At 51.1% G+C, this 15654-nt stretch carries 11 protein-coding genes and 2 pseudogenes; 8 read left to right on the forward strand and 5 right to left on the reverse strand.

All coding sequences use genetic code 11. The features are described from left to right. Positions 1–352: 352 nt before the first annotated feature. Entirely contained in the window at positions 353–1477 is a 1125-nt protein-coding gene (locus HUO07_RS20650) for a M81 family metallopeptidase (RefSeq protein WP_176305025.1), read from the forward strand. A gap of 126 nt (positions 1478–1603) precedes the next feature. Here HUO07_RS20650 and HUO07_RS20655 read toward each other — a convergent pair. Beyond that, positions 1604–2725 (reverse strand): annotated as a pseudogene (locus tag HUO07_RS20655) (ISAs1 family transposase). Between the two features lie 87 nt (positions 2726–2812). Here HUO07_RS20655 and HUO07_RS21935 point away from each other — a divergent pair. The 4 genes and pseudogenes from HUO07_RS21935 to HUO07_RS20675 all read left to right on the forward strand — a co-directional run. Then, positions 2813–3392 (forward strand): annotated as a pseudogene (locus tag HUO07_RS21935) (IS30 family transposase); the annotation flags it as partial. 402 nt (positions 3393–3794) lie between these two features. Then, entirely contained in the window at positions 3795–4439 is a 645-nt protein-coding gene (locus tag HUO07_RS20665; protein WP_176305027.1) for a hypothetical protein, read from the forward strand. A 14-nt stretch (positions 4440–4453) separates the two neighbouring features. Further along, the gene (locus HUO07_RS20670) at positions 4454–6850 is read left to right on the forward strand and encodes a hypothetical protein (protein ID WP_176305028.1); all 2397 of its coding nucleotides are present in this window, start codon (positions 4454–4456) and stop codon (positions 6848–6850) included. Further along, positions 6847–10170: a site-specific integrase gene (locus HUO07_RS20675; RefSeq protein ID WP_176305029.1), complete on the forward strand. Its 3324-nt coding sequence runs from the start codon at positions 6847–6849 to the stop codon at positions 10168–10170. Before HUO07_RS20670 ends, HUO07_RS20675 begins: the two co-directional genes overlap by 4 nt. A 145-nt stretch (positions 10171–10315) precedes the next feature. Here the strand turns inward: HUO07_RS20675 and HUO07_RS20680 are convergent, their stop codons facing one another. From HUO07_RS20680 to HUO07_RS20695, 4 genes are read right to left on the reverse strand one after another with little or no spacing between them, the layout of a single operon-like run. Continuing rightward, the gene (locus HUO07_RS20680; RefSeq protein WP_176305030.1) at positions 10316–10528 is read right to left on the reverse strand and encodes a hypothetical protein; all 213 of its coding nucleotides are present in this window, start codon (positions 10526–10528) and stop codon (positions 10316–10318) included. Further along, complete coding sequence (locus HUO07_RS20685; RefSeq protein ID WP_176305031.1) at positions 10519–10839, reverse strand: hypothetical protein; 321 nt, start codon at positions 10837–10839, stop codon at positions 10519–10521. The genes HUO07_RS20680 and HUO07_RS20685 overlap by 10 nt, the downstream gene beginning before the upstream one ends. Before the next feature lie 9 nt (positions 10840–10848). Next, positions 10849–12012: a site-specific integrase gene (locus HUO07_RS20690; RefSeq protein ID WP_176305032.1), complete on the reverse strand. Its 1164-nt coding sequence runs from the start codon at positions 12010–12012 to the stop codon at positions 10849–10851. Then, entirely contained in the window at positions 12005–12241 is a 237-nt protein-coding gene (locus HUO07_RS20695) for a hypothetical protein (RefSeq protein ID WP_113270533.1), read from the reverse strand. Before HUO07_RS20695 ends, HUO07_RS20690 begins: the two co-directional genes overlap by 8 nt. A gap of 148 nt (positions 12242–12389) precedes the next feature. Between HUO07_RS20695 and HUO07_RS20700 the strand changes: the two genes are divergently transcribed. From HUO07_RS20700 to HUO07_RS20710, 3 genes are all read left to right on the forward strand, one after another. Beyond that, complete coding sequence (locus HUO07_RS20700) at positions 12390–12611, forward strand: helix-turn-helix domain-containing protein (RefSeq protein ID WP_176305033.1); 222 nt, start codon at positions 12390–12392, stop codon at positions 12609–12611. Positions 12612–12947: 336 nt separating this feature from the next. Further along, positions 12948–13571: a hypothetical protein gene (locus tag HUO07_RS20705; RefSeq protein WP_176305034.1), complete on the forward strand. Its 624-nt coding sequence runs from the start codon at positions 12948–12950 to the stop codon at positions 13569–13571. Between the two features lie 184 nt (positions 13572–13755). Next, positions 13756–15462: a class I SAM-dependent methyltransferase gene (locus HUO07_RS20710; protein WP_176305035.1), complete on the forward strand. Its 1707-nt coding sequence runs from the start codon at positions 13756–13758 to the stop codon at positions 15460–15462. Positions 15463–15654 lie beyond the last annotated feature (192 nt).

Raw genomic sequence — 15654 nt, forward strand, 5'->3', positions numbered from 1 at the left:
GGAGGTCAGCGTCTGTTGTTCAGGTTCAGTGAGAGGGGCAACGAAGCGTTTTTCCATGGTTCTGTCCGTGTCAGAAATCCTGGCATGGATATTACACGAAAACTTTAGATCAGGTACTTAAACCAGTCGACGCGGATTTTCGCTAACCACCGAATCGGCATAGGGGCGGTCAGCATGGCTGACCGGTCCCCTGTCCAGATAGTTTGTGGGGATATGCTATCCACAGTTACTTGAATAGCTATCCCTCCTTAATGTTGTTCTGTGGTCAACAATCTTGCCCACTTAAGGTCACCATCTCCCACTAGAGATCACCTACGGTTGTTGTAACAACAAGCAACTTTATGGACTCTCAATGCACCGAATCCTGATCGCTGGCTTCCAGCACGAAACCAACACATTCGCACCAACCGTCGCCGACTACACCAATTTTGCATGTGGCGAGTCATTCCCACCGCTGTGCCGCGGCGACGATCTTCTGGAACTGCGTGACGTGAACATGCCCCTGGGCGGCTTCCTATCGGCCTTCGAGCCATCAGAAGCGACGTTCCTGCCAGTGATCTGGGCGGGAGCCAGCCCGTCGGCCCACGTCACCCAGGAAACTTACGAGCGTATCGCTGGAGAGATCGTCGACGCCACCCGCCACGGAGGATTCGACGCCATATATCTCGACTTGCACGGTGCCATGGTGGCCGAGCATCTTGACGACTGCGAGGGTGAGCTACTGAGGCGGATTCGTGACGTCGTCGGCGCATCCATGCCCATAGTGGTAAGCCTGGACCTGCATGCCAACGTGACCGAAGGCATGCTTGAGGCTGCCGACCTACTGACCGCCTATCGGGAATACCCGCATACCGACATGGCAGCGACGGGCGCTCGGGCCGCTAATCTGCTGCGCCGCCTGCTGGCGACACGCGACGGCTGGCATACCCTGCATTACCCGCTCCCTTTCCTGATCCCGGTGAACAGTGGGTGCACTTGGTTAGAGCCGGCCAAGGGAACCTATGAGTATCTTGCACAGTTGGAGCAGGGGCACGATCTAGAGCTCTCGTTCGCGCCAGGGTTCCCAATGGCGGATTTTCCCGGGTGTCGGCCTTGTGTGTGGGGTTACGGTCGCGACCAAGCTGCCCTGGCGCTAGCGCTCGAGCGCCTGTACGCCCACATCTTGCACCAGGAAAGCGCTTGGAAAGTCGAGACCCTTGCGCCGGAGGAGGCGGTCAGCGAGGCGATACGACTCGCGGCGTTCCACCAACAACCGGTCGTGATCGCTGATACGCAGGATAATCCAGGTGCCGGAGGAGACGGCAACACCATGGGTATGTTGAAGGCGCTATATGCGGCCAATGCGGTCAATGCGGCGATCGGCTTGATCTGGGACCCCGAAGTGGTTGCCTCTGCGCATGCTGCAGGAGAAGGGGCCGAGATTGAGCTTTCACTCGGAGGGCGTTCCGGCGTCGGCACTCCAGCAACGATTATATGAGTCCAGCGGACTATGAATCGAGGCTACGAGCAGCCGCTTAAAAAAGTGTCCGGAAAACTGTTGCCAGATCATCACTCGCGATCTGCTCGGATTCAAGGATGCGCGCCAGGGCGTAGATAAGGTTTCTCACTCTAAGCCAAGCAAGTGTTCCCGGTATTCATCTGAAGTGGCGGCGAGGATGCGCTTCGTTTTGAAACTCCCCTTACGTTTTACCGGATCCAAGCGAATCATGTTGAGTGTCAATCGCTTAAGAATGGCCAAGTTATGGCCTACGTAGGCTTTGCGTGCCCGCATTTGGTCATCATCGAACGTCACATCCAAGCACCAATGCACTTGGTTTTCGATGCCCCCAATGCTGTCGAATGGCCTTCGCCAACACGTCAACACGTCAACATCAGGCAATAAGCTGCTAATATAACCACGGTATTCCTTGGTTGTTTTGCCGTTGATATCGCGGATTGACTCAATAACTGCGAAGCAACGCAGATCTGGCCAGCGGGCCGTGGCAGGTAGACAGTCTAAGGCATCAAACACGTAGCAGCGTCGTGTCTCAATGCGACCATGCTCCTTGCTCACTTCTTCCTTAGCCTGATGCGGCGTTTGCGACGCGGGCGTGGCACAAAACTGGGCGAAGAAATCATCAATCGCTTCTTTGAGCTGTGGCTGATTATTTTTGACATCCAGTACGTAGTCGGCTTGGCGATCACGTATCGCTTGGGCAATGGAGGGCTGGATTCCCATGGCATCAATAGTGACAATGCAGCCTTCCAGCGCGAGGCTGGCCAGTAGATCTCGAATGGCTGTTTTTTCATTCGACTTCGCGGCCGTCACCTGCTGACCCAAAATGAGCCCCGCGTCGGCGGCAAAAGCGCTGACGAGGTGCAAAGGCGCTTCACAGGCCTTGGCTGACCGTCGGCTAGTTTTACCCCACTTGAGGCGATACGCTGGGCAATACATTCTCAACCCAGTGGCGAAAGGCCGCTTCAAATTCATGAGGATCCATCACCCGAAGATCCGAGCAAACGTATCATGGGAAGGAACGCCGTTGGGTAAGCTAAGGTATTGGCGTAGCCAGGGAAGCTTTTCTTTGGCCCAGAGTTCGATTTCTTCAAAGGTGTCAGCCCCCACAAGGACACCGCAAATGGCCACGGTAAGCACTTCTGGCAAGGCGTGAAGCACTTTACCAGCGTGACGAGGATCGGTAACGCTGGTAAACACATCAAAGATCGGCATCGTAGCTTGGGGCATAACAGTCTCCGGCCAAATGCCTTCGCTATATCGAATCCTTCTTTATGATTCAATTGCGAACTAATCTTGACGTGCGATTGCCCTGGGCGAGCCCCTTCAAAGATTTCTCGTGAAATAAGCCGTAACTCAATGGCCCAAAACCGTTACTGCGCCCGGCATGCCCAACATCAACGAGAAAAGCGTCGAGTGGCCTGCCCTGTCGCACGCCGCATAAGCTGCTGCCAAGCACCGAGCATTTGACCTCATCGTTCATAGATTGCGACAACGCTTGTCTCCCGAACAGGTGAGCGGCAAGCACAAGGCTATGAAACTACCTAATCTGCGCGATGCCTATGTCTGCCGAGAGACGATCTACACGGCTATTTATGCCCTGCCAGTTGGCCACCTGCTCAAGGAACTGACTCACTGCTTGCGGCAAGGAAAAACCACGCGTAAGCCCCGCCGTAACGAAGTGGATCGACGCGGCCAGATCCCTGACATGGTCAGCATTCACTTACGTCCGCCGAGGTAAGTCAGCGCGAAATGCCCAACCACTGGGAATGCGATCTGCACAAGAGCAAGAATAATGCATCTACGGTGGGCACCTTGGTAAAGCTCAGCAGTAGCAGGCTTCAGTGCCGCCTTGAACCGGATGCCGACTACCGCCCGAAAAAGCATGACCTATGACTAGGGGCGTGAGATGGCCGTGACACGTGGCCAATTCGCGTGTCAGCATACGCAGCGGCCCACGCAACGTGCCACCATTAAGAAACACCTACCCATGTGGCGGCTCATCCATACCAAAGTAACTAACGTTGGGCAGGGCTTCCGCCGTGATACAGCCAGAGAGCTGATAGGCCAGCGGTGTCGTGTTCATGGGCAGTCCTGTCCAAGTGTAAAACGTCGCTGCAATGATGGCATATTGCACGGGCAAGTGCAGGCTTAAAGACACTTAAAAGAACAATATGACGTTGTCACGGATAACTTTTAAAATTGACTACAATTTTATTTTCACAAATAAATATAAATTTATTTGTTCAAATATATATTAAAGCTTCACCCCTAGAGCACACTTCAGCGTGACATCACCATGCTTAACTTTTTTCTACTCAAAGGGTTGCGCCCTTTAAAATTCATGCTAAAAAGGAGGCATACATACCTAAAGCAAGATGCTTTCAGATGGCGATTGAAAGCATTTCCTCAAAATAAAACAGGTGTTTTGATGCTACAAGAGCGTGGTTCAAAAAGGGTCTCACTGTCGCATATCGAGGTGAGCCGATATTTATCGTCCTCGGTGCTTCGCCTTTTATTAGCTCGCCCACCGTTTTTGCAAGGGATACAGGGAATGACAGACGACGCTCTAAAAGCTTATATAATTCAGCATCCTCCCATTGTCTATCAGGCCAAGAGGGGCATACATGACAAACCGCTTTTTTGTCTTGCAAACCTGCATGCCCTGTATATAGCGAAAAACCGTTTTCGCGACAGTGACAAGATTCGCGTCACATTGGTAGAAGCACCGCCCATTCAACAAACTGATGCTTTTGCACTTTTATTCGCGTTATCTGCGGAAGCGTGTCATGCACTTTCTCCAAGGGAGTCGGGGCATTACTTATTTTCTTTATGGAAATATCTGGCTTCTTCTCAACCAACATCTTTACCTGGATTATCTGAAAACTTCACTAGCAAGACCGCTTTCTGTGATGCTTTCGAGCTTAACCGACGGGTTTATTAAAGGCGACTAACTTGATGGATGAGAGTGCTAAATATCATGAGCTTTTAGAAGAAATCCTTCAGCCACGTGACGACTACTTTGGTATAGAAACGATAAAGCCGCTTCTTGTCCAGACGCTTGAACAGTTGATCGACATAGGCGATCGCTGTTGGAACCTTTCTGAACTTTCTACGCTGGCAACCGCCATTCATAACGATCAACTGACATTAAAGTCACAATCAGGGCGTGGTGAAAAGGGAATTCATGGCACAAACCCTATCCATGGCGCCCTATTCAAACTTTCGACGGCAAAAGAGCAGCCAAAAAAGCTAAACGAGCGGCTCATTCTACTCGCGCACATCATTAATGCGGCGTTTAAATGGCGCCTGGATATGCGAGCAGCCCAGGACAGCCAAACGTTTACTGAACAACGCGAAAAGCGCCTCAAGCCGGCTACGTATCTCAAAAGCTTAGAGGCTGCTTGCAAGGTCACACGGCGCATTGAAGCAGACTGGATAGACTTTCTTACCCCTTTAGACCAGCCAACAGACAAACTATGCAAACGCTGCGATGCGTATCAAGTGGATGAGGATAGCCAGAAACAAGATATTTATATTAAAGAATTAGGCCGGTTTTTTGCCTACGCACTGAACATACGGCAACCAAGAAATGGGTATCAAGACAAAACAGACCATCATTCACAAAAAAAGCCCCCCGTTCAGCGTAAACGGCTTTTCGATGATGACCCGGACGAGCACTGGGAAGCGACGGCTGCCTCAGTTTTAGCTCTCGCTCCAGATATCAGTGAAGAAACTGAGGGTACGCTGCGCACCTCTGGTTTATCGACAGCCGAAGAGCGCCCAGCCATTGAGCTGATCCAAAGCGATAAGCCTATCAAGGCGGCACAAGGTGATTCCTCTTTGCAGGCGGTATTTCGCGCCCGCAGCCAGCAGATCTTTCAAGATAAAGCCGCCCAGCTGCTGCCGGGACGGTGGGAGCAGTTGAGTACATTTGACCTTTATCAGCTCATGCAGCAGCTCAACCAATTAAATTCAGGCAAGCGTCGCCGCATTGGGTGCGTGATCGGGTTGCTGTTAACCACCGGCCGCAACTTTGAAGGTGTGCTAAATGCTCAGGTGCTACCAAGTAAAAGGAAAATACCCAGTGCTATTGATGAACAGTCAATCGTCGTTGTTCATGGTGACAGCCCTGGTTGGGTGTCTGGCATTTTGCGTCCAGAAAACAGTCGTCAAATGACGGGAGAATGGCCGACGCATATGCGCGTTACTCAGCCACGTATGACGCTACCGATCACTCCATTTAATTGGCAACTGATAGAAGAACATTCAACTCATATCGCTAGACGCGTCAATAAGCGCGCTCTTCCCCTATTCAACAAAGACAATAGAGAAGAGCTCGAAAATGATGTAAAAGCGCTGCTTTCTGACGCCAACCGAAAAACAGGGGCTCGGCTAACCGTACACCGTTTAGGGGCGCATCTTTTTAATACGCTCAACACTGGCGATGCTGATTTGACGGCAGCGTGCCTGATAACGGGGCGTATGCCGTCGTTCGGCCAGCAAGCGTCTCTGTACTACTACGCACCCAGCACACACCGTTTAGCGCAGCCGTTTTTACAGGCCATGCGCGCGATTGAACAGCAATGCTCCGCAGGTGCGCCTGAAGCCAATGACGTTAAGCATACTCGTACGACTGCAGGCCCTGCTACAGGCAACCCCCAGCATGTAGGCTCCAAGCTGGTACCTAAAACGGCGTACGTAAAAGAACTTGTTGCCACCTTGCAGCAGCGAATCAAAACCGCAAACAAAAGCGTGCAACCATTAGAGCTGTTCAGTATGCACAATGCCTACGTCGCCTATACCGTCGCCATGCTGATGTTTTCGACCGGCTATCGCAGCATTCGCGACCCACTGCCCAACTGGGAAAATATTTCCTTACCTCGGCGCATGATTATCATCGCGGATAAAACCGATGATGAGCAGAGCCACGCCCGTTTTTTACCGCTCACCAGCCTCATGGTTGAGCAATTGGAGCACTACCAGCGCCATCGCAAAGGCATTCTAGGCCGCCTGGACGTTTATCTTCAGAAAGCGTGGAATACACCGTTTATGTTTTTGAACCAGTCCGGCACGCCGCAAGAAGTCACCCCCTCCAGGCTGGAGGTTCACTTGAAATGGCGAGACTCACCGCCGCTCAATATTAACCGCCATTTTTTACATACTCAGTTGAAAGAGAGCGGCTTATCATCAGAGATTGTCGATGCATTTATGGGGCACTGGGATGCGGGGCAGGCGCCTTGGGCAAGCTACTCGACGTTTTGTCCTCGTGAGTACTGTGAGCTTATCGCCCCCGGCATCGAAAAACTGATGAAGGAACAGGGCTGGAAAGCATTAAAGGGTAAGGCGTTATGAGCGAACAGGCCGTCTGGTCAGGCTGGAAACTATTGCCGCCTAAAAAAAGTAACTCCGATGGTCAAGAGGAACGTCGCTATCAGCGCGCCCGTGAGCGCTACCAGCGCCTTTGGAGCACTCTTGAATCATTAGAGCAAAACGTTCCTGGCGTCATAGAAGGCCAACAAGGCCTCGTTATTCCCGACGCAACCACCACGGCGGTGTTCGAAGCGCTGCATCAGAACACGCCACCCAAGGCGCTGCGCAAAACGCACAATTTTTTAGCAAAAGGGTTAGAGCGTGGGCACGAACAGCTGAAATGGTCGGTGACAATTCCCAGCCCATTGGTCACGGTAACCCGCAAGCCCCCGACCGTTACCACCCTGTCCTTCGCTGAACTACATCGCTGGGATGCACTTGTCGCAGCGCACGACGCATTTCCAGGCACAGCAGAACTTAGCGGCCATGCCCTGCATAAGTGGCTGACGGGGCGATGGCTATTTCAGCTTATTCGCGAAGGGGCTCTGCTAAATAAACGTTACGTTGAGCAGCTGCCGGACGCCTTTGAGCAGGGCATTACGTTAGCTGCCGACAAGGCATTTCTCATCTTAGCGGAATGCATGCAGTCGGCAAGTGAGGAAGACAAAGAAGAAGAGGATGAACTCGTTAATGGCGACTCGCTTTCTCAAGAGTCCCCAGAGACGCCCATCGAAAAAGAGCAGCGCTTTCGCTTTCGGCGGCTATTTCTGAGCCCCATCAGCCAATTGCTGCTCCTGAACGTGTACCAAAATAAAGGCAAGCTATGGCCCCGCATCGCTTCCAAAAGTCGCGTACCTGCCGCGCAATGCTTGACATTTTATCTCAAACATATTGCCGACGATGCGCCGCCAGCAAACATCTCGGCCCTACTTTCTATGGCCAACACTGCGTCAGCGCTGGAAAAGCTGCCCTTGCTGAATCACTACGCAAGCAAAGCCGATATTGCGCTATCACTACGCCCTTCATCCTGGCAGCGGCTGCTTCGTCGCAATGTGTTAACCGACACCTCCATCGACACCAATGACGAAGACGTATATCTGGATTTTCAAGCACCCACTCAGGCCCATACGTCCCCTTCCGATCAGTTAAAGCAGCTTCGTCAGCTGCAAGGGTGCTTCTCAGATTTGTTAGTAGGCCAACCCGGCAGGCGTGAGGCGATTGACAAGATTGATGAGTTTATTGCCACTTCAAACAAGAACGGCGTCATGGTCGTGTTATTGGCAAAATGGTGTCAAAAATTGATGGAAAAAGGTGGCCGGGTTAAATCTAAGCTTGCCGCCAGTACTACCTCTACCTACCTTTCGACAATCGCCACTCCGTTGGTTGCTCACAGCCGATCCATTGACGATGTGCTGTCAGCCAGTGCCGATGAGTGGGAAGCGCTTTATGAAAACGTCTTGAATAGCGCTAAAACACCCGCCGCTCGCGCTAAAATGCAAAATCGCCTCACTGATTTTCATCTTTTCCTGGTGGATACCTGCGCAGTTCCCTACATCGACTTTGAAAGCACCGGCAGCTCGCAAAGACGGGTAGATGTGAACATTGTGACACCTGCTGAGTTTCGCCGCGCGATGGCGTTGATTGACACCTCCCAGCAGCCCGAGCGTTTTCGAACCATGCAGAAACTGGCGCTGATACTGGGCTACCGCTTTGGAATCCGTCGTAGCGAATGCGCGGGGCTGATGCTAAAAGATCTTCCGTACCTTTTTGATGACGACCCACACGATGGTGAAGTCATCATTCGCTCTAATGAATACCGGCAAGGTAAAAGCTACTCGGCAACACGGCGACTACCGCTATGGTTACTGATGCCAGAAGAACGGAAACAACTTATTGACTGGGTGAAACGCCGTCACGGGGAAATCACCACCGCTCAGAGACAGAAGCAATTACTTTTTTGCCGCAGCGGAAACGGCCGTTTGCTGCTAGACAATAAAGCGCTCTTTCACCCTATACAATCTGCCTTGAAGACGGTTAGCGGCGACGACATGCTACGCTACCATCACCTGCGGCACAGCTTTGTGTCCTTTACCCTGCTGCGCCTGCTGGAACGTGCGCCGTGTAAACTGCTGCCGCGAGCATGGCGAATGGATGACAACCGCACGATGGCGATGCCAAACGCTGACGCTGATATATCGGCTTTGGCCGGCCTTGCGCCTCAAGATTGCCCTTCCCGCAAACGACTATGGCAGCTTGGGTTGTGGGCGGGGCATGCAAGCCCAGAGGAAACGCTTAGCACGTATACCCATTTGTTAGATTGGGTACTTGGTCAAATAATACACGGACACTTTAACCCCACTCTCAGTCTCGACCAGCAACTTACACTGCTGCACTTACCTTCTAAAACAGCACTAACCAGCTGGCGTAACCGTCGCGGCCTCAAAGGCCAGACACAAGCCAGCGTACTGTTGCAGTATCTGCAAGATGAATGGCAGACGTATGTAGCAGAAGACCCTTTGGTGGAAGAGTGGCAGCCTTACCAACCGCCGATCAAAAATCCGCTTGATAATCCACTAGAAGCCGCGTTTGACTGGCCTGAAGCCACGACAATTTATCAAAGCCTGCGGCTTGTCGAACAGCAAGAGACACGCGGCGTACCGCTTGATGATGCGATCCATCAGACAGCCAAACGGTTCGTTCTCGAGCCTGAGCAACTTACTCTCTGGTTAGAAAACGGAGAGGCGCTGATGCAACGCAAAACGCGCCGCACCAATCAGCAATTTAGCCGTGAAGAGAACCGCCATGACCGGCAACGCCGTGTTGCCTCAACACACATCTATATGCCAGAACTGCACCGCTGCATGGCACCTCCTATCAAGCCGCATGTACTGAGAGAAGCAGGACAATTTTTTCACAGACTGCTTGATTGGCACCAGAAAGAACCCATCAAGGCCGAAGAGAGCTTGGTCACCTTGCGAAATCACATGCAGCGCAGCACCGGACACATCGTGCTCCCCGACGCAGAAGCGATCAATTGCGTACGTGAACTACTACGACCACTGCGCTGTTTTCAGCATACTTATCTAGTCGTCGAGGTAGCAGCAAATGCCAAGGCAAAACGCATCAAACAGCACTGGTCTGATGCGACCGATATTCCTCATAAACGCATTGAGCTGATACCTACGCCCTCTCCTTCGGGCCGTACTCGCGATTGGTATGGAAACGCCCATCTCAAAATCACTCGGGGTAGCTATAAAAGCCCGCAACAGCCGCTATGGGAAGCGGTGCGCTTCGCAGCATTTATGACAATGCTGGTACTGGGGCTGTGTGATGACGATGCGCAGGGGATATGCACAGAATGAATAAAACTATCCCCACCGGCTTTGCTAAAAGTGGGTGGGGATAAGTTGGATAGTGACTTGGAAGTCAGCGTCCGCTAGCCGTTTACTACCTCGTAACGGGTGATGAAACACAGCTTCTGGCTGGCAAAATTAGCCCAACGCACCGTTACTTGAAGACGCTGTCCCATTTTAGGAGCCCTCCTTCCAATACATGGCGGTCGGTTAAAAAGGCGCGGAGATTTCCTTTGATTCCGATTAAGTAGAGCGACCAGACCTGGTGATGCATCAACCATTCAGGCCCTTCCACACCGGCAACATATACCTCTCCAACAAATTGACGATCCGCTTCGCGGGTAGTGGTTTGCGATGTTACTGCCATGCTTGATCCTCCCAAGCCCAAAGCGTGCGCTCTAATTCCGCGAGAAGACGCGGGATCGCTTGGCGGTTAGCGTCAAGGCCAAGTTGTTGAAGGGTGCGCCCTACCCAGGTCGTTAGCGCATCCAGGTTACTGTTCTCTTGACCATCACCAAGCCACATCACGAGCGCGCAGCCAGAAGCCAAGCTGGTGGCGGCGGCCAAGGACTCTGCCAAGCGGCGTTCTAGGCGGCGCTGTGATTGGATAGCTGCCGTGACGCGCAGGGAGTGTTCGATATCGTCGCGGTTCAATTTTAGAGTATTGAGCTGTTTCATCGTCTTCTCCTAGGCGCGTTTCTGGTTAAGCATGCGCTCAAACGCAGAGCCGTCTTGGCGCGTTAGGTTGGGCACAAAGCGTGAGTAAACACGGAAAAGCATTTCCGTCGTGGTATGGCCCATCTGGCGTGCAATCCACTCGGGGCTCTCGCCTGCCGCCAACCATAATGTCGCCGCGGTATGGCGTGTCTGATAAGGCCGACGCTTATTAATCCCCAGTTCTTCTAGCAACGGATACCAGACGCGCTTAGTGACGTTATGATGCGATAGCGCGGTGCCTTTACGCGTAGTGAAGACCAGACCTGTCTTCCCAGTGATTTCAAACTGAGCCTTTAAGGCATCAAAGACCGGCTGCGACATATCAATCGCACGAAAGGACCCATCGTTCTTAGTGGGCACAACCTTGCCGTTCACCACCGCTTGATGCACTAGAATCTGACGTCGAGAGAAATCCACATGCTCCCAGGTTAAACCGTCAATCTCGCCCGTTCGCATGCCGGTGAAGAAGCGCACGGTGTAGTACTGACGAAAATCGTCGCGGACATTACTGATGATCCGCTGCACCTCATCAAGGGAAAACGGTTCCACATCGGTACGTGGCACATTGAGCGATTTAATCCCGCGGTACGGTGAGCTAAACTCATAGCGGTCGGCGGCTTCATTCAACATCATGCGCAATGGCGTCATGATGTGGTTGATACGGCTAGCAGAGAGTTTCTTGCCGCTCCGGGTATTTACTTTGGCGAGTGACGCCCGGAACTCAAGAATTACTGCACGGGTGATGCTGCCGACTTCCTTATGCCCTAACGCTGGCAAGATATGGCGATCCAGACACCCCTGCACGGTGACGATCTGTGACTCGCGCCATTCGATCTCTTTCTCCGCAAACCACGTCTCAGCAAACTCGCGCAGTAATGGCGTCGCTTGATAACCTCCTAAGGTAGTCAGTGCATGCTTGCTTAACGTCTGTGCTCGCGGGCTATCCGGGAAGTAGCGTCCATAATCAAACGAGCCCAGCGTAATCTCCGCTTCAATCTTCTCCAGAATCCGCTCTAGCTTTTTCCGGTTAGCCGCCGTGTTATCTAGGGACGTTTGTTCGCGGCACCGTTTGCCCAGATAGTTAAAGTCAAAAAACAGCTTATTAGTTTCTTTCCTGACCGCAATTCTACCCATGGCACAGTCCTCCTCCAGCCATCGGTACACCGATGCTTTCCTCCTTTGAATGCAACTGCATATCGCGCTCGATGGGCTCCCAAAGGTACAAAATCTTACGGCCGCCAAATGGACGAATGTAGTGAATACCTTCTAGCAACACCTCATCTTTTAAACGTTCGCGAATAGTGCGCGCATCGTATTTGATGCGCTTGGCGAGTTCTGCCGTGGTGAGGTAGCAATAAGACATTTTTGGTCTCCTTATGATATGTTCTTAGAAGTTCATTAAGCATCCCAGAGGGTCCTAATGACCTCCTGGAGAACATAATAGACCAAAAGAGACCATCTGCAAGCATTTTTGCTCTACAGAAGATCAAATAATTCTACAGAGAGACATTATGATCAAGTGCCACTTATCTCGGATCATGGGTGAGAGAAAGCTGAAAATCGTCGACGTGGCCCGTGAAACCGGCATTAACCGAGGAACGGTTACACGGCTGTATCACGAAACAGCAAGTAGAATAGAGCTTGAAGCTGTGGAAGCGTTATGTCGGTATTTTGACTGTCAGGTGGGAGACTTATTTGAGTATCAGGTAGATAACGGCGCTGATTCAAATTGAATGCTAATTGGTTCAACCTACGTAAAAAGACGGTGCTTAACTCGGCGATTCGGAATGCAAAACCTTTCAGGCTTGCTAGATCGGGCCTTTTGCTAGATCAAGGTGACCCAAGCACTCCGATTGAGTAAACTTAGCCTAGCCTGCGCTGGAGACATAATAGAGGCAGATAACGACCCTAAGCGGACAACAGCCGAAGCCTCATATTAAAAGTTTTATTTAGTTTACAATAAGTGCTTTCTGGAAAAAAACCATGTAATTCAATCTATATTTAAGTTATATAGTTAAGCTAATAGTTTCTATTAACATCCACATTTTTAATTAAAATTAGGAAAATTAATGGCATTACAGGACTCAAACCCGGAACGAAGAAACCTTTTGCTGATTTCTCTATGTTTTGTAGTTTTTATTTTGGGTGGAGGCTCAATTCCAAAAGATGAAATGCGCTTGCAGGTGATTTCTGTATCTTTTAGCAGGCCTGAAGTGTTAAATATTATTGTCTGCTTGGTATTCTTGTGGTTTTTGTACAGATACAGGGTTGTAAATCGTAATTCATTTTTAAAGGAGTTTAGAGAAGAAATTAATGGGCTTCGAAATAAGCGGTTTCTTAAAAAATTTATCGAAAAATCAATAGGCCACCCTTTAGCTCCACGAGTAGCTAGTAAACAGGCTAATGAGACGGGCATGCTTATTGAGTGGTTACGATGGCACAAAGGTTGTTTAAAAGCATGTGTGATAGAGATGAAATTGACTAGAGATGACTTGGGGAGAATTTCAGGCCAAGGCAAAGTAGATGGAGGATTGAAAGAGATAATTAGTCTCACTGGGTTTAAGGGGTGGCTTGTAGGGTTAAGGTTATTGGTCGTTTGTTTCATGGAACAACCGAGCTTTTCTAGTCATATTGTTCCCTATGTTTTTGCTTTCTTCGCGATTGGACTGTGGGTGAACGAATATATATTCTAACTAGGCCAAGCGCAGCAACGGATTTCTCGTTTTGGCTCCGCATCCACGACAAAGTTATATCATGATCGCCTCATCGTCCGTTTTTGGCCGATAGCTGAATTGCCCAGCATCTCACTCACCACCAGAGGTGCACAAAACTGGTAAGGTTAAGTGCATTTCCGTGACTGCTTACCAAGGATTTGGCATGGCGAATTCCCAACCATTCATTGCGTCAATGCGTTTCTACGACGACCACGCTGATCGATTGTTTGACCAGTACCAGTCCCTGAGCTTTGAAAATGCCCATGGTGAATGGTTGCATCAATTCCCGGAGCAGGCTGGTTTAGCACTAGACGTTGGCGCTGGAAGCGGGCGCGATGCTAAAGCACTTGCAGAGCGCGGTTGGCAGGTAATGGCGGTAGAGCCAGCAGAAAAGCTGAGAACGTTAGGGCAAAAGTATACGCACGAAAGGGATGTCAGTTGGATTGACGATACTTTGCCTGCTTTAAATTGCATCCGTCAGCTTTCACAGCGCTTTCAACTGATTCTGGTATCAGCGGTGTGGATGCATTTATCACCTACTGAACAGCAGCGTGCTTTGCGGGTTCTTAGCTCACTGCTTGCGCCGGGTGGGCTTATGGTAATCACCTGCCGTGAAGGCCCGGATAGCAATGAGCGTCAGTTTCATTCGGTCAACATGAGCATGTTGGATAGCTGGGCTCGTGATCTGGCGTTACTCCCCTTGCAGGCAAGCCAGAGCGGCGACCAGCTTGGGCGCCAAAGTGTTGCTTGGCATCTACGTGTGTTCAGGCTGCCTGATGATGGCACTGGGGCGCTGCCTTCCCTGCGGCATATTATCGTTAATGATGACAAGGCATCTTCTTACAAGCTCGGTTTGCTACGCACGCTGACACGCCTTGCCGATAGCGCACCTGGCATAGTGATTTCACGAACAGAAGAATGGGTGACGGTAACTCTGGGGGCAGTAGGCCTCTTCTGGATAAAACTGTACCGTCCCTTATTGATAGAGCGTGATGTGCGCCAATCTCCCGGCGAGAAAGGGTATGGTTTCGCTAAGGATGATTTCTATCGCTTAAAGCAACTATCGCCACATGATCTGCGCATTGGCTCAGCCTTTTATGATCCTCAATGTGCTGCCACCGTCATGCGAGCAATCCGCGATGCCTGCCAAACAGTTCTAAAGATGCCTGCTCACTTCACCACCTGGCCCGGCAGCCAGCGGCCTGTATTTGATGGAAGTTATCATGGGCTTCGCATCCGCGAACAGGCCGTTCGACTTGATAGCGCCACGCTGGCTTCTTTCGGAACATTTCGTATCCCTACCTCACTATGGGACTCTATGAGCCGCTACGCATGCTGGATCGAGCCCGCCATTGTTCATGAGTGGGCTCAGTTAATGCAGCGGTATGACGCCACCTACGATATCGGCACATTGCATCTCGCCTTGCAGTGGCAAGAAAGTCGCTGTGACACACAGCAGGCGCGTCAACTGGTCACTCAACGTTTACATGAACCGGCTCCATTGTCTTGCGTCTGGTCACACAACGATCTGCACAGGCAAAATTACGCTATCGACCACTGCTTTCCCTGGTCGCGCTGGAACAACAATGATCTATGGAATTTGCTGCCAGCGACAGCAAAAGCCAATCAATCCAAATCGGATCGGCTGCCTGCAGCTCAAGTGATGCAAAAGGCTAAACAGGACATTATGCACTGGTGGCAATATCTCGATGCCAGTACAGTCTGTCAGCAATTTCGTGATGAAGCTGCCGTAGCACTGCCGCTTGCCACGCCAACGTCTTCTCTGGATGGAATTTTTAACAGCGCATTACTACAACGCCAACGATTGAAGGCGAATCAGCAACTTGCGGAATGGATGGGAGTGCACTGATAAGCCTGTGCCACACCTTGTGTCAGGTAAGAGCTAAAGGTCATTAGCTTGATGACAGTTATTAGATCAAATTGTGGGTTAGCAGGAGATATGGCACAACGGCCTAATGTGGGACTATAAACAACAAATAGGGATAAGCTGGGATAAGAGGCGAAATTTAGAGCCTTAAATTCAGAAGGTTACGAACACAGC

The organism is Vreelandella maris (assembly GCF_013371085.1).
GTDB classification, from domain to species: Bacteria; Pseudomonadota; Gammaproteobacteria; order Pseudomonadales; family Halomonadaceae; genus Vreelandella; species Vreelandella maris.